Below are 16,524 nucleotides of genomic sequence, written 5' to 3'. Positions count from 1 at the left end.
TTCAGCGGACCTGGTTGATCAGCGTGGCGCCCTGCGTGGCCACGCGGTCACCGGCCTGGAGGCCCGAGGTCACGGCCACCGAGGCACCGTCGAGCGGCACATACGTGACCACGCGCGGCACAAAGCGCTCGGGCGACTCCTTGACCCAGACGATGGTCTGGTTGGCGGGGTTGCGCAGCAGCGAGGCCACCGGCACCTGCACGCCCGCGGCCTGCTCGGTGGATTGCACGAACACGCGCACCGGCTGGCCCAGGGCCAGGGTGCCAAGCACCGCCGAATCGCCGGCAAACTGCAGCGGCAGCGCCTGCTCGCGCAGGCTGCGCGCTGCCCCGAGGAAGCGCAGCGGCACGCGCTGCCCGCCCACGGCCAGCGCGGCACCGGCCACGCTGTGGGCCTGGGCCGTGTCGTAGGCCAGGGCCTCCACGCGCAGGCGCGCCGGGTCGACCACCTCGAACAGCAGCTCGCGCGCATCCACCACCTGGCCCGCCACGGCATTGGCCGAGGCGATCACACCCGAGACCGGTGCCACCAGCGCATCGCGCGTGGACAGGCCGGCACCCACCGCGCCCAGGCGCTGGGTGAAGCTATGCAGCTCGCTCTCGGCCGCCTCGATGTCCTTGCGCGGCACGGTGTCGGCCAGGTCCTTCAAACGCGCCACGCGCCGTGCCGCCAGGTCGCGCCCCGCGCGCAGCTCGGCCTGCTGGGCCAGTTGGTTGGAGCGCTCGATGGCACCCGCCGTCGGCACCACATAGGCCAGAACCTCGCCCTTGCGCACTGCCTGGCCCACGCCGGGCAGGCCTTTGGGGCCCGCCTCCAGCCGGCCGGCCAGCGCGGCCTGCACCTTGCCGCCGGCGTTGGGGTCCATCACCACCGTGCCAGCCAGCTCGAAGGCCTTGGGGTGCTGGCCTTCGGCGGCCACCAGCGTGCGCACGCCCAGCTGGCGCTGCGCGGGCTTGGGCAGGAACACGCTGCCATCGGGCTGGCGCTTGGGACCATTGCCGTCGGCAGCAGGTGGGGCATCGCCATGGTCATGGCCTTCGCCAGCGCGCGCCAGCAACGGGGCGCACAGCACAGCGGCCACCAACAGGGCTGCGACGGAATGGAGAGCGGTCAGCCGCTTCATGCTGCACCTCCCAGGCGCTGAGTGCGCGCGGTGCGGCCACGCCGCAAGCCCCATACCGCTGCCAGGGCCAGCAACACGACAGCCACGGCGCCGGCTACCAGCGCATTGCGCCGGCCCGTGGGCTCGGCGTGGGCATGCGCCGCAGCATGCACGTCGATCTCGCCGGCCAGCAGGTCGGTGTCGGTGCCGGCCACCACGGTGGCGGTGACGGGGCTTGCGCCCTCGGCCAGCGGAGCGGCCAACGCAGCCTGGAACTCGCCGTCCGCCACGCGGGTCACGGGCACGCGCGTGCCGGCAATGTCGAGCTCGAGCTGCGCCTCCTTCACCGGGCTGTTGTCGCCCGCATGGTCGAGGTAGAGCGCCAGCTTTTGCCCATCGAGCACTCCCACCAGCTCGAACAGGTCGGAGGTGGCGGCAAAGCGCGGCATCGCAGGGCCGGCTGCAGTGGCGGGGGCTTCGCCATGGTCATGCCCCGCATCGGCCAAGGCTGCCGGCGGCACGAGGCCCAACACCAGGGCCAGGCCCAGTGTGGAAAAGAGAGAGAGGAGTTGCATGGTGATCACAAAAATGGGGGGGGGGTGAATGGAGGCTTTGCGCTCACTGCGGCAACAGGCCCAGGGCCTGGCGCAGGGTTGAGACGGCGGCGGCGGCATCGATGCGGGCGCGTGCCCACTGGCGCTCGGCCTGCACGGCTTCGAGCTCCACGCGCAGGCGCGTGGGCCAGTCTGCCTCGCCCAGGCGGAAGGCCTTGTCGATGAAGTCGCGCGTGTCGCGCGCCAGGGCTGCATGGCGGGCCATGGCCTCGCGCTGGGCCTGGGTAGCCTTCACACGCGCCGCAGCGGCGGCCACGTCGGCCGCGAGGCGGTCCTGCTCGGCGCGGGCGCGCACCTCGGCATCGAGTGCGTCGGCTCGGGCCGCTGTCTCTTTGGCGCGCGCACGGTCGCCACCGCCCAGGGGCACGCGCACGCCGACGGTGAAGCTTTGCAGATAGCGGTCGCCGGCCTGCTCGCGCCCGCGCGTGGCGGCCACCGTCAGCTCGGGGTTGGCGCGCGTCTGCACGGCGGCCAGGTCGGCGGCGCGGCGCGCCACTGCGGCCTGGTCCTGCCAGTCGGCCACCGCCGGGTGGTCGGCGGGCAGGCCGGGCGCTGGCAGGGCTTCGGCCTCGGGGTCTGCGCCGTCGGCCAGCACCACGTTGCCGCCCCAGGCCGCCAGGGCTGCCTGCGCCACATCGCGCGCGCCCATGGCTTCGGCCACAGCGGCCTCGGCCTGGGCCACGGCGCCGTCGGCCTGGGTCTGGTCGGCACGGGACATGTCGCCCGCCTTGAAGCGGCGTGCCACATCGGCCGCCAGGCGCTGTGCGTTCTGCAGCCGGTCCTGCGCCAGGCCCAGTTCTGCCTGCGCGCGCTGCAAGGCCCACCAGGCTTCGCGCACAGTGGCGGCAAGCTGCAGCTGCGCGGCCAGGCGGCGGCTTTCCACGGCCTTGATCTCGGCGTCGCCCAGTGCGGCCTTGCGCGCTCGCTCGCCGGGCAGCCACAGCGGCAGGGCCACGCCCACCTCGTACTCGCGGCTGCCCTGGTTGCTGCCGGGGCGGTCGCTCTTGCGCGACAGTTCCAGCGCGGCGGGCTCGGCCGTCCAGGTGTCGGCACCGCTGCGTGCAGCCTGTGCGGACTCGCGTCGCAGGGCGGCCGACTGCGCCTCGGGCTGGCGCTCCCAGGCCCTGTCGAACAAGGCTTTGAGCGTGAGCGGCGGCGGCGGCGACTGGGCCAGCGCGGCACTGCCGGCCAGCGCCCATGCCAGGGCTATAGCGGCCATGCGCAGCCGCGGTGTGTGCTTGGTTCTTCTCTTTCGTTGCATCCGATTCCTCTGCAGTGGCCGGAGGCCACGGGGTTGAAATCGGCAAGGCACGACACCCGGCACGCATGCACGCGCGCACCGCTGCTGCCCGCCAGGGCAGCGTGGAATCGTCAGGAAGGGGCTACCCGCAGCCCGCCTCGCCGCTCAGGCGAGGACGGACCAGTTGGGGCGTTCGGGGCGGGAAAGCGGGGGATGCACCCAGGCCGGAGCCATTTGGGGCGCAGGACGGCTCACCGAGACCACGATGGCCTGGGCGCTCGCGCTCAAGGCCATGCCGCTGCCCACGCCGTGGCAGGCATGGCAGTCCATGTCCGCCGTGCCGGAGGTGGCGAGGCCCATGTGGTCCGGTGTCTCGCTCGCCAGGGAAGGCGCCGCATGCGCACCATCGGCCTGGTGCTCGTGCACGTGGTGGCCGAAGTGCGATGCCTGCGGCGCTGCCTCGTGCCCGCAGTACGGCGATGCCGCGGCCCAGATGGACTGGAGCGGCATGAACAGCAGCAGGAAGACGAGAAGCAGGCGGCGCATGGTGTGCGCGCATTCTAGTGACAAGATGGCGCGGCGCAGCATGCGCCACTGCGCATATCCCCATGCGCCCAAGGGCAAGGCTCCGGCAGATGACCGAATCGTCATCTGCGCTTCATCCAGCCGCCACCAGGAACTGCGGCGTGCCGTCGTTGGCGCACACCTCGGAGCATTGCACGCCCCATACGCGCGCGATGGCGGCAGCGTCCAGCGTTTGCCCCACGGGCCCCACGTCGCAGCGCCCTGCCCCCATCAGCACCACATCGTGCGCGTAGCGCAGCGCCAGGTTCAGGTCGTGCAGCACCGCCACCACGCCAATGCCCTGCTCCACCGCCCAGCGGCGCGCCAGGGCCATGGCCTGGTGCTGGTGGGCCAGGTCGAGGGCGGCGGTGGGCTCGTCCAGCAGCAGCCAGCGCGTAGCGCCGTCGGGCCGGGGCTCCCAGATCTGCGCCAGGGCACGGGCCAGGTGGGCGCGGGCCCGCTCGCCGCCCGACAGGGTGTTGACGCCGCGCTGCGCCAGGTGGGCCACACCGGTGGCCTCCATCGCATCGCGGGCGATGCGCGCCTCGTGCTGGCTGGGCGACTGGCGATGCGGAAAGCGCCCCATCTCCACGACCTCCTGCACCGTGAAGTCGAAGGCCACCGCAGTCTCTTGCGGCAGCACGGCGCGCAGGCGCGCCAGTTCCAGCGCGGCAATGACCGAGAGCGCCCGGCCCCCCAGGCTCACCGCCCCCGAGCGCGGCGCGCGCTGGCCCGAGAGCATGGACAGCAGCGTGGACTTGCCCGCCCCGTTGGGCCCCAGGATCGCGGTGAAACGCCCCGGGGCCAGGCGTGCATGCACGGTGGCCAGCAATGGGCGGCCCGACAGGCCCACCCCCAACTGATCGCACACCAGCGGATCGCCGGCATGGAGCGAGGCCGCGTTCATACCTTTCTCCTGAACTGGCGCAGCATGGCCAGGAACAGCGGCACACCGATGAAGGCGGTGAGCACCCCCAACGGCAGCTCCGCCGGCTTGACGACGGTGCGCGCCACCACGTCGGCCGCCAGCACCAGCGCCGCGCCCAGCAGGGCCGAGCCCGGCAGCACCACGCGGTGGTCGGGCCCGGCCACCAGGCGCACCCAGTGCGGCGCCACCAGGCCGATGAAACCGATGATGCCGGTAGCGGCCGTCACCGCGCCCACCGCCAGCGCGGTGACCAGCACCGCCAGGCGCTTGGTGCGCTCCACCGGCACGCCCAGCAACGCGGCCTGCGCCTCACCCAGGGCAATCGCATTGAGCGGGCGAGCGAGCGCCAGGCCCAGCCCGCAAGCGACGGCGACGATGGAGCCCACCAGCGCCACGGCGCTCCAGCGCGCACCGCCCAGGCTGCCCAGCAGCCACATCTGGATGTTGCGCAGCTGTTCGTCGGTGGAGATGAAATTCAGGTAGCCCAGCCCCGCCAGCGCCAGTGCATTGACGGCCACACCGGCCAGCAGCATCAGCCCCATGCGCGTGCCGCCATCGGCCTGAGCCAGCCCGTAGATGAGTGCGGTGACCAGCACGCCGCCGCCAAACGCCATGCCCACCAGCGTCCAGCTGCCCAGCGTGCGCGGCAGGTCGGGCAGCCAGTGGCTGCCCAGCACGATGGTGAGCGCAGCGGCCAGCGCGGCCCCGCTGCTCACGCCGATCAGGCCCGGGTCGGCCAGCGGGTTGCGGAACAGGCCCTGCATCAGCGCGCCGGCCAGCCCCAGGCCTGCCCCAGCGGCCACGCCCATCAACAACCGGGGCAGCCGGATGTTGATGAACACCAGATATTCGGGCGCCTGCTCGGCCGACGGCGCCGCGCCCACGGCCTGCAGCAACACCTGCCACAGCTGGGCTGGCGCAATGGCGTACGCGCCTTGCGTGCTGGCCCAAACGAACGCGAGGCCCACCAGCGCAACGCCCCACAGCAGCGCTGCGCGCGGCGACAGGCGCCGCAAAGACCAGCGCGCAACCGACTGCGCCACGGCCACGCCGCTCACGCCGTGATCGCCTGCGTGCGGGTGTGCAGCTCGCGCACGGCCCCGGGCAGGCGCGGGCCAAAGCCCAGCAGGTGGCTGGCCTCCATGGCCACCAGCGCCTTGCGGCGGAACGCGGGTGTAAGCGCCAGTTCAGGCCGCTGCCAGAAGGCTGCATCACCACCCAGCGCTTCGATGCCCTGCGTGCTGTTGAGCAGCACCTCCGGCGCGGCGCTGGCCATGGCTTCGGCCGTCAGCGGCCGGTAGCCTGCGAACTGCGTGATGGCGTTGGTCGCGCCCGCAAATCGGATCAGCGCATCGGCCGCCGTGCCGGTGCCCGCCACCATGGGGCTGCCGCCGTGCGACAGGATGAAGATGGCGCGCGGGCGGCGCGTGGATGCGGCCACCAGCTTTTGCACCGCTGCCCACTGCGCATCCAGGTCCGCCTGCAGGGCCGTGGCCTCGCGTTCGCGGCCTGCCACGCGGCCCACGGTCGCGACCTTGCGCTGCACTTCGTCCCACGTGTGGTCGGCCTTGACCAGTTCCACCCGCACACCGGCGCTGCGCACCTGGTCCAGCACCACGGGTGGCCCGGCCTCGGTGGTACCCACCACCGCATCGGGCTTGAGGGACAACAGCCCCTCGGCCGACAGCTGGCGCATGTAGCCGACCTTGGCGGTCTTGAGTGCGGCTTCGGGGAACAGGCTGGTGGTGTCGGTGCCCACCAGCTGGCCCTGTGCGCCCAGCAGGTAGACCACCTCGGTCAGCGCGCCGCCCAGCGACACGATGCGCGCCGGGCCGGCTGCCAGTGCGCGCTCGGCGCCCAGGGCAGACAGCAGTGGCAGCGCGCCCATGCCGCGCAGCAACTGCCTGCGCTCGCTGTCGGTCAGGCCATCACGCAGCATGCGCCACCTCGTCCTGCTGCGCCTGCGGCAGCCGCGCCACCAGGTCGCGCCAGCCTTGCAGCTCGGGCTTGCCGGGCTTGCGCGCACCGAAGAACATGGCCATCAGCTCGCCCGCATGGTCGAACGCCTCGACCGAGGTGACGACGCCATCGGCCGTGGGTTTTTCAACCACCCACACGCTGGCCACCATGTCGGTGCGCAGGTGCAGGTTGAAGCCCGCGTCCAGCACGTTGATCCACTGCGCGTTCGGCGTATCGAGCGGCTGGATGTTTCGCACCGGCCCGGTGTGGATCTGGATGCAGCCGCCGCTGCCCACGAACACCATGATGGGCAGGCCGTCCACCGCGGCCTCGTCCAGCAGGCGCGGCACGGCCTGGGGCATGGCACGCCAGGCGAACTGGCCTTCGACCAGCCGAAAGCTCTGCTGGCGCTCCACGCCGAACTTCTTGGTGATGCCGAAGAACTCGTGCGTGTCCTTCATAGCGGCCCAGGCCGCGCGCAGGCCGTCGGCGTCGATGTCTGCGTCAGGCAGCACGGCCGCAGGCGTTGGCGCTGTGCCGAACACGTAGCCCGCACTCGGCTGCGCGAAGCGGCTCACCACCGCGTCGAACGCGTCCAGGTCGGTCGCGTCGCGCGTAAAAATCTTGTGCACCGCACGGCCCTGCGCGTTGTAGAACTGCAGGCTGCGCGATGGCGGCTTGGCGGGGTCGTTGGCCAGCTCGGTCACCGCAAAGCCCGCGTGCCACTGTGCAAAGAAAAGGCGCAGGTCGATGTCTTCACCCAACGCGATGCCCACTGGTCCGGTAGCCGACACATGCGCGTACACGCCGGTCTTCTCGTGCACCGTGCCTTCGTTGCGCGTCAGCGCCATCAGCGGGCCGCAGGCCTCGAGCGCCTGCAGAAGGTGCAACCACGAGCCCTGCAGCGGCACGGCTTTGAGCGGGTGCGCGTGCTCACCCGCGTGGGCTGCCACTGCGGCGCCTTCCGACAGCCCCAGGCTCTCAGCCGCGTCCTTGGCGCGTTTACCCGCTGCGCGTGCGGCAGCAAACTGCGTGCGAATGTCCGGCGCAGCAATCGGCGCAGCGGCTGCCCCAACGCCTTGCGTGGTCGTCACGGCGGCGATCATTGCATGGCCTCCGGCGCGGTGTGCCACAGCACGCGGCGCTGCTCGGCAGCCACCATGGCGGCGCTGGCAGCGGTGTCCTGGCGGGCCTTGCACTGCTCTTCCCAACGGCCTTGCAGGCTCCAGACCACCGTGCGGAAGTGGGCGGTGAAGCCGTCGGCGTCGGCCAGCAGCTGCAGGTTGGCCGATATCTTGCGGCCCATGGCGTCGCGGTGGCTGTCGCAACAGGCCTGCACGTAGCCCGTCATCAGGGCGAGCGTGCCGGCCAGCAGCGCCTCGGCGCAGGGCAGGCTGTATTCCTCATCGGTGTGGCTGCCGGCATCGGGCCGGTCGGGAGCGTGGCTCATGGTGGTCTCCTGGGGTGGGTGCCTGGGGATGAAAGCGGAACTCAGAAATCGGCCACCAGCGACACCCGCACGGAGCGGCCGGGCTGGCTGTAGGCGTCGATGAAGTTGGCGTTGGCGGCCAGGCCGCGCACGTCGGCCCAGCGCCAGTGCTTCTTGTCGGTCAGGTTGTAGATGCCGAGGTTCAGGCGCAGGTCCTTGCGGATGCGCCACTGGCCCGACAGGTCGAGCACCGTGTACGACGGCGTGAGGTACTGCGTGCTGCCCGTGGCCAAAGCCACGTCGCTGGGCTTCTTGGCGGCAGCGTGGGTGGCATCCAGGCGCGCCATCCAGCTGCCGGTGTCGTAGCGCAGGCCGGCCGACAGGCGCGATGGGTCCACCGTGTTCACCGGCCTGCCGGTGGCGGTGTCACGGCCGCGCGTCTGGCCGTAGCTGAACGGCGATGTCCATTGCCCACCGGCCCACTGGCCCCAGCGCATGTCGCCCTTGACCTCGAAGCCGTTGAGCTTGACGCGGCCGATGTTGACCGACTGGAACACCAGCGGGTTGCCCGGCGCACCGGTGCCACCCACCTGGCGCAGGTCTTCGATGAAGTCCTTGTAGCGGCCCGTGAACGCTGCAGCTTCGACCGACAGTGCGTCCAGCCGGCCGCGCACGCCCAGCTCGAAGTTCTGGCTCTTTTCGGGCTTGAGGTTGGCGTTGGGCACCGTGCGGTAGTTGCTGACCGGGTTCTCGAAGAAGGCATTCACCTGCCCCGCGTTGGGCGCCCGGAAGCCCGCCGCGTAGTTGCCGAATACGCTCCACTGCTCGCTGGCGCGGTACAGCACACCGAGCTTGGGCGAGGTGGCGTTGCCCGACAGGGACACGGCCTGCGCGCCGAAGCCCGCCTGGTCGGCCTTGATGCGGAAGGTGTCGAAGCGCACGCCGGGCGTGATGCTCCAGGGGCCGGTCACGAACTCGTCCTGCACGTACAGGGCGGCGCTGGTCTCGGTGGTGTCCGGAAAGCGCTTGAGCGGGAAGGTCTCGCCCACGGGCGGGGTCACGCCGGTCTGCAGGTTATCGACCTTGGCGGACGTGTAGTCAAAACCGTAGGTGATCTTCTGCACCAGGCCGCCCGGGCCCGAGCGCAGCACCTTGCTGCCCTGCAGGTTGGCCTGCCAGGTGCGCTCGTCGTAGGTCACGTCGCGCACGCGGTCGGCAGCGGTGTTGCGGTCTTCGGTGACGTACTCGCGCGAGTGGGAATCCTGAAAGCTCAGCGTCGCCTTCACGTCGTCGGCCAACGCCGAGTTCACGCGCCACGAGCCCTCCCATGTCGCGCGGCTGCGCTGCATGTCGGTGAACGAGGTGGAGGCCAGCACGGACGTGGCGACCAGCGGCGGCTTGGAGCGCGCGGTCAGCAGCTCGTAGTCGGAGGTCTTGTCCACATGCTCCAGCGTGAACACATGGCGCTGGCCGCCGCCGGGCGTGAGGATGACCTTGCCCAGCAGCGCGCCGCTCTTGTCCTTTTGCGGATTGGGGCGGGTGCGGTCGGCATTGGCCGCGCTGTTGGTGCCCATGTTGTCGAGCTCGCTGGCACGCGTGACGTTGCCGCCCAGCAGCCACTGCACCGTGTCGCCCGCCTTGCCTGCCAGCGTGGCCCCCACGCGCTTGCCGTGGTCGTCGCCGTCGTAGCCCAGGCTGACCCGGCCACCGATGCGCTTGTCGCCGTCCAGAAATGCCGATGGGTCCGCCGTGATGAAGTTGACCAGGCCCGCCATGCCGTCGGAGCCGTACAGCGCCGACGTGGCGCCGCGCACGACCTCGATGCGCTGCAGCAGGCCGATGTCCAGGTAGTCGCGCCCGAACGCATTGGCGCTGAAGACGTAGCTGCGCGGCAGGCGGATGCCGTCCACCATCATCAGCACGCGGTTGCCGTCCAGGCCGCGGATGTTGAAGCCGGCGTTCTGCTCGCGCCCCGTGGAGCCGCTGGCCAGCGTGAAGCGCGCGGGCGAGCGGGTGACGGACACGTTGGGCAGCTCGCGCGCCACATCGCGGATGTCGCGCACCTGGCCTTCTTCGATGGCCTGGGCGTTGATCACGTCGATGCTCATGGGCAACTCGTCGCGGTCCTGCTCGCTGCGCGAGCCGCTGATGACGACCTCCTTGAGCGCCGGGCCGGCGGCCACGAGCTGCGCCACATCCTGCGCATGCGCGCTGCCGATGGCAGCGCATGCACAGGCCACCAGCCAGGCCAAAGGCCGCAGGTGGCTTTGCGGCGAAGGATTGGATGGCTGCGCCAGGGCGCGCCGGGAGGAAAACGGAGGGGAATGGAATGGCTGCGCCACGGACGGAGATCCTTCTCTGAAACGACAACGAATACAGAGCTGGCTCCATGCAGACGGCCCTGGCTTCTGCGGGCAGAAGAAAGGGCCGTTGTGGCTGGCTGATGCGGTCAATTATATGAGAATAGTTCTCAATACGTAACTAATTTGCAAGGGCCCAGGTAGTACAGGCCTATTGCCAATCTTTCCATCAGAGCATTTCGAGCGCCAGCGCGATGCCCTGACCGCCGCCGATGCACAAGGTCACGATGCCCCGCCTCAGGCCGTCGCGTCGCATCGAATGCAGCAAGCGCGTGGTCAGCACGGCGCCCGTTGCGCCGATGGCGTGGCCGTGGGCGATGGCGCCGCCCTCGACGTTGACGATGTCTTCCGGCAGGTCCAGCTCACGCAGGCAGGCCAGCGTGATCGCAGCGAATGCCTCGTTGATCTCGATGCGTTGGATGTCCGTATGCTTCCAGCCGGCGCGCTCCAGAGCCAGTTTGACCGCTGGCACCGGCCCGATACCGAACATTCCCGGCTCAACCGCCGCGACGCCGTGAGAGACGAGGCGCGCCCATGGCTGCAGCCCGTGCTTCTCCGCAAAACCTCGCTCCGCAACGATCATCGCCGCTGCGCCGCTATTAAGCCCTGGCGCGTTGCCGGCAGTGATCGTGCCGTCCTTTCGAAACGCTGGCTTGAGCTTGGCCAGTGATTCGACCGTGGTGTCGGGCCGATGGGCTTCGTCCCTGGAGAAGCTCACCGGTCCCTTGCGGCTGGAGAGTTCGATGGCGACGATCTCTTCCGCGAACTTGCCGGCAGCCTGAGCCGCACTGAACCGTTGCTGTGAACGCGCGGCCCAGCGATCCTGGTCCTCGCGCGTGATGCCGTACCGAGCGACGAGATCCTCGGTATGCCAGCCAGAGTGTTGACCGCTGAACGCATCATGGAGACCATCCCGCAGCATGCTGTCCAGCATCGGGGCGTCCCCCATGCGTTGTCCCCAGCGCGCGCCCGGCACCAGATAGGGCGCCTGGTCCATGTTCTCCATGCCGCCGGCAACCGCAGCCGAGGCATATCCCGCCGCGATCTCGAGTGCCGCCGTGGCGATCGCTTGTGCACCCGATCCGCAGACCCGGTTCACCGTCAGGGCAGGCACCTGAACAGGCAGCCCGCCGCCGATGGCAGCTTGTCGCGCTGGATTCATCCGGGTGCCGGCCTGGATCACGTGTCCCATCACTACGGTGTCGACCGCTTCCGCGGCCAGACCGGAGCGATGAATTGCCTCGCGAATCACCGCGGCACCCAGTGCGGACGCGGGCGTTTCCTTGAGCGAGCCGCCATAGCTTCCGATGGGTGTTCGGACCGGCGAGCAGAGAACGATGTCAGGGGTAGGCATAAGAGCTCCTCAGGTTGTTGCAGGTTGATCGAAGATCAGAGGGGATTCGCGTCGAGCGGCATCAGGCCGCGGCTTTCGGAACGCTCGCGATTCGCATCACGTCGTTCAACACCTTGGCAGCCACGTCCGGCCGCTCGAGGACGATGAAGTGACCGGCGCCAGGCACCTGGACAAACTCGGCCGCGGGAAGGAGCTGCTTGTTGGCTTGCCGGTCCGAGAGTCTTGACCAATCCGTCTCTCCGTAGATGAGATGAACGGGTGCCTTGACCTCGGGGTAGCGGGCGCGTGCCGCGATGAGGCTGGGCAGGTTCCCGTACACCGCGCGGGCGACGACCGGATAGCCGGGCCGACTTCCAACCTTCAACAGTTCATCAAGGTAGTCATCGCGCAGGGCGGCCGTGTTGCCAAGACCCCCACGGAGCACGGCGCGCACGATCGGCTTGGGTTGGACGCTCGCAATGGTCTCGCCGATACCCGGCGCAAGCGCGCCGGTCACGACGAACCGGGCCAGCAGGCTGGACCGCTTGATGCCGCCCGCGTAGTCATAGGCATTGATCGCCACGACCCGCCGCACTCTCTCGGGCAGATCGGCCGCGGTGGTGAGGGCGAGCGTGGCGCCCATCGATTCGCCAAGCAGCGTGACGTCGCGCAAGTCGAGTCGGGTGATGAGGCTCTTGACCGCCTCGCGCATGGCCGGCTCCTCATAGGAGGCGCCCGGCACGATCTGCGAGTAGCCCATTCCAGGGAGATCAAGGGCGTATACCGTGTACCGCTCCTGGACCAGCGGGATGAGGTGACGGAAGTGCTCGGCCTGGGTACGCACGGTGTGCAGCAGGACCAACGCTGGCCCCTTTCCGCCCGAGAGATAGCGCAATCGCCCCAGGCCTCCCTTCTTTGAGCTGAGCGGATCGAGAAAGTGTTCCTCGGTCCCGGGGATCTTGATGTCGGACAGTGGATCATTGCGGGTTGTTGGCACGGTGGGTTTCCTTGAATTTGGGGGGACGTGGCCCAGGGGCCATGGATGGATACTTACTGGCGCAATCAATGCGCCTTCACTCAGCGCAAGGGCTGGTAGCGCGGCGCCACTTCGTTGCTTGACAGGTGGGGCGCCATCGCCTTGCGCGCGCCCTCAAAGGCATCCCAGAGGGCACCATCCTGCAGCGCAGGAAGCGTCACCGACTCGCCGCGCTCGAAGCCCTGCAAGGCGGCATCCACCAGGTCTTCGGCACGCATCACGATCTGCGCCGGCAGGTGCTCCACCGGAAGGCCGCCGCGTGCCCAGAACTCGGTGGCCGTCGCACCCGGCAGCACGGCTTGCACCCGCACACCCTTGCCGGCCAGCTCGTGCTGCAGCGATTGGCTGAAGGCCAACACGAAAGCCTTGCTGCCGCCATACACGCCATTCAAGGCTTCTGGCGAGACGGCCGCGACAGAGGCGATGTTGATCAACGCACCGTTGCCGCGTGCCACGAAGCCGGGCACCGCCGCGTAGCTCAGCCGGGTCAGCGCCGTGATGTTGAGGTCGATCATGCGCGCCATCTGGTCCACGTCGCTCTCCAGAAGCGACGTGTGCGTGCCGATGCCGGCGTTGTTGACCAGCAGGGTGATGCTGGCGTCGCGTTTGAGCTTGTCTTCCACGCTGCGCAGCGCCGTCGGGTTGTTCAGGTCGGCGGGGAAGACTTCCACTGCGCGGCCGTGGCGGCTGCTGATCTGCGCAGCCAGCGGGTTCAAACGCTCGCGGTTGCGGGCGACAAGGATGAGGTCGTAGCCGCGCTGCGCCAGGCGGTCGGCGTAGAGGGCTCCGATGCCGGAGGAGGCTCCGGTGATGAGGGCGGTGCCCAGGTTCGTCTGCGTCATGGTGGTGTTCCGTTTGTGGTTGCGATGGAGTGAATTTTGTGCCGTCTGGCGTCTGGCGTAAATGACGCTTATAGTCACGTTTTATGCCATCAGCTTCGGAGAAAAAATGCACAAAATCGGCTACGTCCTGCCGGCCGGCTTTCAGGTGATGGCGCTGGCCACGCAGGCGGTGTTCGAGTTCGCCAACGTTGTGGCGGGCGAACCCTTCTACGAGCTGGCTTGTCACTCGATGCCCGGCGGCAGCGTGAAGGCATCGCTGGGCATGGCCCTGCAGACGCGTCCCTTCACCGCACGCAGCACGGCCGACACCTGGATGGTGGTCGGCGTGCTCGACCCGTTGGCCACGCCCTCGCCGTCCGACCTCCTGCATGCGCTGCGAAAGTGCAGCGCTCGGGCGCGTCGGACCGTGGGGCTGTGCACCGGAGCCTTCGTGCTGGCCGAGGCGGGCTTGCTAACAGGGCGACGCGCCACGACACACTGGGCTTATGCAGACGCACTGCAGCAGCGCCATCCCGATATCCAGGTCGAGCCGGACCGCATCTTCATCGCCGATGACCCGATCTGGACCTCGGCCGGCATGACGGCGGAGCTGGATCTGGCGCTGGGCCTCGTCGAGAAGGACCTGGGCGACGAGGTGGCGCGATCGGTGGCGCACCGGCTGGTCATGCACCAGCGCCGTTCGGGCGGCCAGTCGCAGCATTCGGAAATTCTGAATCTCGCACCGCGCTCTGACCGCATCGCGCGGGCGCTGGAGCATGCCCGCAGCCACTTGGCGCAGCCGCTGAGCGTGGAAGAACTCGCGGCCGCCGCGAACCTCAGCCCGCGCCAGTTCAGCCGTGTGTTCACGGCCGAGACCGGCCAGTCGCCAGCCAGGGCGGTAGAGCGTCTGCGCGTGGAGGCAGCGCGCTTGATGATCGAGCGCAGCCGCCATCCGCTGGAGGTGGTTGCACGCGAAACGGGCTTTCGCGATCGGCGCCATCTTCGCGAGGCGTTCATGCGGGGCTTCGGCAAGCCGCCTCAGTCACTCCGGCGCGACGCCCGCCCGGGGTCCTGAAGCGTGCCGAGATGACGGTGAAAGTCTTGCCATGCGACGTCTGGATTGGCGTTGGACATGTGCGTTCTAGGAAGCGCGACACCTCAAGCGGTCGCGCGTTGGCCACGGGCCAAGGGCGACGGCTTCTCGCACGAATGAAGGACTGCGGAGTGCCCAGAACGGAATCTCAACCGTCGAGCAAATCGCAATAGAGCACAAGCTCGGTGGCGCCCTACGGTCCAAACAAAAGCGACCGGCTGCACAAGACAACCAGTCGCTCTTATTTTGATAGCTACCAGCGCTTTACCATCAGGCGATAGCGGCCATTTTCACCTAAAAATTAGGCAACTTCTGCCACAGGCTCGGCGGCCGGAGCCCCCGCAGGTGCAGCCGCCACCACGGGCATGCGGATCAGGTGGTCAAACGCGCTCAGCGCGGCCTTCGATCCGTCGCCCGCCGCGATCACGATCTGCTTGAACGGCACGGTGGTGCAGTCGCCCGCCGCGAACACGCCGGGGATGTTGGTGCGGCCGTGCGAGTCGACGATGACCTCGCCGAACTTCGACAGCTCCACCGTGCCCTTGAGCCATTCGGTGTTGGGCACGAGCCCGATCTGCACAAACACGCCTTCAAGCGGCACGAGGTGCTCCACGTTGGTGGCGCGGTCCTTGTACTTGAGGCCGTTGACCTTGCCGTCAGCACCGGTGATCTCGGTGGTCTGCGCGTTGGTGTGGATGGTCACGTTGGGCAGGCTTTTCAGCTTGTTGACCAGCACGGCGTCGGCCTTGAGCTGGTCGGCAAACTCCACCAGCGTGACATGGGCCACGATGCCGGCCAGGTCGATGGCGGCCTCGACACCCGAGTTGCCGCCACCGATCACCGCCGTGCGCTTGCCCTTGAACAGCGGGCCATCGCAGTGCGGGCAATAGGCCACGCCCTTGTTCTTGTACTCGGCTTCGCCGGGCACGTTGACGTTGCGCCAGCGCGCGCCGGTGGACAGGATGACGGTCTTGGACTGCAGCGTGGCGCCGTTGGCCAGTTGCACCCCGATCAGGCCGCCGGGCTGGGCTGCTGGGATCAGCCGGTCGGCGCGCTGCAGGTTCATGATGTCCACGTCGTAGGCGCGGGTGTGGGCTTCGAGCGCTGCGGCGAACTTGGGTCCGTCGGTTTCGAGCACGGAGATGTAGTTCTCGATGGCGAGCGTGTCGTTGACCTGGCCGCCAAAACGCTCGGCCGCCACGCCGGTGCGGATGCCTTTGCGGGCAGCGTACACGGCGGCTGCGGCGCCAGCGGGGCCACCGCCGACGATGAGCACGTCGTAAGGTGCCTTGGCCGACAGCTTGGCCGCGTCACGGGCGGCGGCGCCGGTATCGAGCTTGGCCACGATTTCTTCGATGGTCATGCGGCCCGAGCCGAAGACCTGGCCGTTCAAAAACACCATGGGCACGGCCATGATTTCCCGGTCGGTCACTTCCTGCTGGAAGGCGCCGCCTTCGATCACAGTGGTCTTGATGTGGGGGTTGACGATGGCCATGAGCGACAGCGCCTGCACCACGTCCGGGCAGTTGTGGCAGGTCAGGCTCATGTAGACCTCGAAGTTGAAGTCTCCGTCCAGCGCCTTGATCGAATCGATCACGTCCTGCTCGACCTTGGGCGGGTGGCCGCCGGTCCACAGCAGGGCCAGCACCAGCGAGGTGAACTCGTGGCCCAGAGGCAGGCCCGCAAAGCGCAAGGAGTTGGTAGCGCCGACGCGCTGCAGGCTGAACGAAGGCTTGCGCGCATCGTTGCCATCGGTGCGCAGGGTGATCTTGTCGCTGCGCAGCGATTGAATGGTCGTCAGCAGCTCGCGCATGTCGCGCGCCGTCTCGCTGTCGTCCAGGGAAGCCACCAGCTCAAACGGCTGCTGCACGCGCTCCAGGTAGGCGGCGAGTTGGGTCTTGAGTTGTTCGTCGAGCATGGTGGTGTCCTTTGAATTTGGAGTTGTATGTGGGGAGCGTGATGGCAAGCGTGGTTTGTATCAAGCCTGCGGGTCAAACTCCGGGCGTAAAAAAGCCGGACGGCATGGCGCACAGGCGCCATGACGC

Annotated in this window: 15 protein-coding genes; 1 reads left to right on the top strand and 14 read right to left on the bottom strand. The window is 68.9% G+C overall.

Features of this window, described 5'->3' with window-relative positions:
* Position 1 precedes the first annotated feature (1 nt).
* The 13 genes from ARADN35_RS0116720 to ARADN35_RS0116660 form a co-directional block, all read right to left on the bottom strand.
* Positions 2–1,123 carry an efflux RND transporter periplasmic adaptor subunit gene (locus tag ARADN35_RS0116720; protein WP_010464080.1) on the bottom strand — a complete coding sequence of 374 codons (1,122 nt, stop codon included), beginning with the start codon at positions 1,121–1,123 and terminating at the stop codon, positions 2–4.
* The gene (locus tag ARADN35_RS0116715; protein ID WP_029414106.1) at positions 1,120–1,677 is read right to left on the bottom strand and encodes a hypothetical protein; all 558 of its coding nucleotides are present in this window, start codon (positions 1,675–1,677) and stop codon (positions 1,120–1,122) included. The genes ARADN35_RS0116720 and ARADN35_RS0116715 overlap by 4 nt, the downstream gene beginning before the upstream one ends.
* 43 nt (positions 1,678–1,720) lie before the next feature.
* The gene (locus tag ARADN35_RS0116710) at positions 1,721–2,935 is read right to left on the bottom strand and encodes a TolC family protein (RefSeq protein ID WP_010464078.1); all 1,215 of its coding nucleotides are present in this window, start codon (positions 2,933–2,935) and stop codon (positions 1,721–1,723) included.
* 186 nt (positions 2,936–3,121) lie between these two features.
* Positions 3,122–3,502, bottom strand: coding sequence for a hypothetical protein (locus ARADN35_RS0116705; protein WP_035198253.1), 381 nt, complete (start codon positions 3,500–3,502; stop codon positions 3,122–3,124).
* A gap of 112 nt (positions 3,503–3,614) precedes the next feature.
* On the bottom strand, positions 3,615–4,427 hold the full coding sequence (locus tag ARADN35_RS0116700; RefSeq protein ID WP_010464076.1) for a heme ABC transporter ATP-binding protein: 813 nt from the start codon (positions 4,425–4,427) through the stop codon (positions 3,615–3,617).
* Positions 4,424–5,506, bottom strand: a complete 1,083-nt coding sequence (locus tag ARADN35_RS0116695; protein ID WP_010464075.1) for a FecCD family ABC transporter permease — start codon at positions 5,504–5,506, stop codon at positions 4,424–4,426. The genes ARADN35_RS0116700 and ARADN35_RS0116695 overlap by 4 nt, the downstream gene beginning before the upstream one ends.
* Positions 5,503–6,387, bottom strand: a complete 885-nt coding sequence (locus tag ARADN35_RS0116690) for a heme/hemin ABC transporter substrate-binding protein (RefSeq protein WP_010464074.1) — start codon at positions 6,385–6,387, stop codon at positions 5,503–5,505. The genes ARADN35_RS0116695 and ARADN35_RS0116690 overlap by 4 nt, the downstream gene beginning before the upstream one ends.
* On the bottom strand, positions 6,377–7,513 hold the full coding sequence (locus ARADN35_RS0116685) for a hemin-degrading factor (RefSeq protein ID WP_010464073.1): 1,137 nt from the start codon (positions 7,511–7,513) through the stop codon (positions 6,377–6,379). The genes ARADN35_RS0116690 and ARADN35_RS0116685 overlap by 11 nt, the downstream gene beginning before the upstream one ends.
* Entirely contained in the window at positions 7,510–7,857 is a 348-nt protein-coding gene (locus ARADN35_RS0116680) for a hypothetical protein (protein ID WP_010464072.1), read from the bottom strand. Before ARADN35_RS0116680 ends, ARADN35_RS0116685 begins: the two co-directional genes overlap by 4 nt.
* A 41-nt stretch (positions 7,858–7,898) precedes the next feature.
* The gene (locus tag ARADN35_RS0116675) at positions 7,899–10,133 is read right to left on the bottom strand and encodes a TonB-dependent hemoglobin/transferrin/lactoferrin family receptor (RefSeq protein ID WP_029414103.1); all 2,235 of its coding nucleotides are present in this window, start codon (positions 10,131–10,133) and stop codon (positions 7,899–7,901) included.
* Between the two features lie 232 nt (positions 10,134–10,365).
* The gene (locus ARADN35_RS0116670) at positions 10,366–11,550 is read right to left on the bottom strand and encodes an acetyl-CoA C-acetyltransferase (protein WP_010464070.1); all 1,185 of its coding nucleotides are present in this window, start codon (positions 11,548–11,550) and stop codon (positions 10,366–10,368) included.
* A gap of 61 nt (positions 11,551–11,611) precedes the next feature.
* The gene (locus ARADN35_RS0116665; RefSeq protein WP_010464069.1) at positions 11,612–12,526 is read right to left on the bottom strand and encodes an alpha/beta fold hydrolase; all 915 of its coding nucleotides are present in this window, start codon (positions 12,524–12,526) and stop codon (positions 11,612–11,614) included.
* A gap of 80 nt (positions 12,527–12,606) precedes the next feature.
* Positions 12,607–13,407: an SDR family NAD(P)-dependent oxidoreductase gene (locus ARADN35_RS0116660; RefSeq protein ID WP_010464068.1), complete on the bottom strand. Its 801-nt coding sequence runs from the start codon at positions 13,405–13,407 to the stop codon at positions 12,607–12,609.
* Positions 13,408–13,513: 106 nt separating this feature from the next.
* On the opposite strand from ARADN35_RS0116660, the gene ARADN35_RS0116655 reads away from it, so the two are divergent.
* The gene (locus ARADN35_RS0116655) at positions 13,514–14,461 is read left to right on the top strand and encodes a GlxA family transcriptional regulator (protein ID WP_029414102.1); all 948 of its coding nucleotides are present in this window, start codon (positions 13,514–13,516) and stop codon (positions 14,459–14,461) included.
* 319 nt (positions 14,462–14,780) lie between these two features.
* Here ARADN35_RS0116655 and ahpF read toward each other — a convergent pair whose 3' ends face one another.
* Positions 14,781–16,397 carry an alkyl hydroperoxide reductase subunit F gene (gene ahpF, locus ARADN35_RS0116650; protein WP_010464066.1) on the bottom strand — a complete coding sequence of 539 codons (1,617 nt, stop codon included), beginning with the start codon at positions 16,395–16,397 and terminating at the stop codon, positions 14,781–14,783.
* Positions 16,398–16,524: the final 127 nt, after the last annotated feature.

The organism is Acidovorax radicis N35 (assembly GCF_000204195.1).
GTDB classification, from domain to species: Bacteria; Pseudomonadota; Gammaproteobacteria; order Burkholderiales; family Burkholderiaceae_C; genus Acidovorax; species Acidovorax radicis.
The sequence above is the reverse complement of the archived record's forward strand: the minus strand, read 5'-3'. Positions and strand labels throughout refer to the sequence as shown.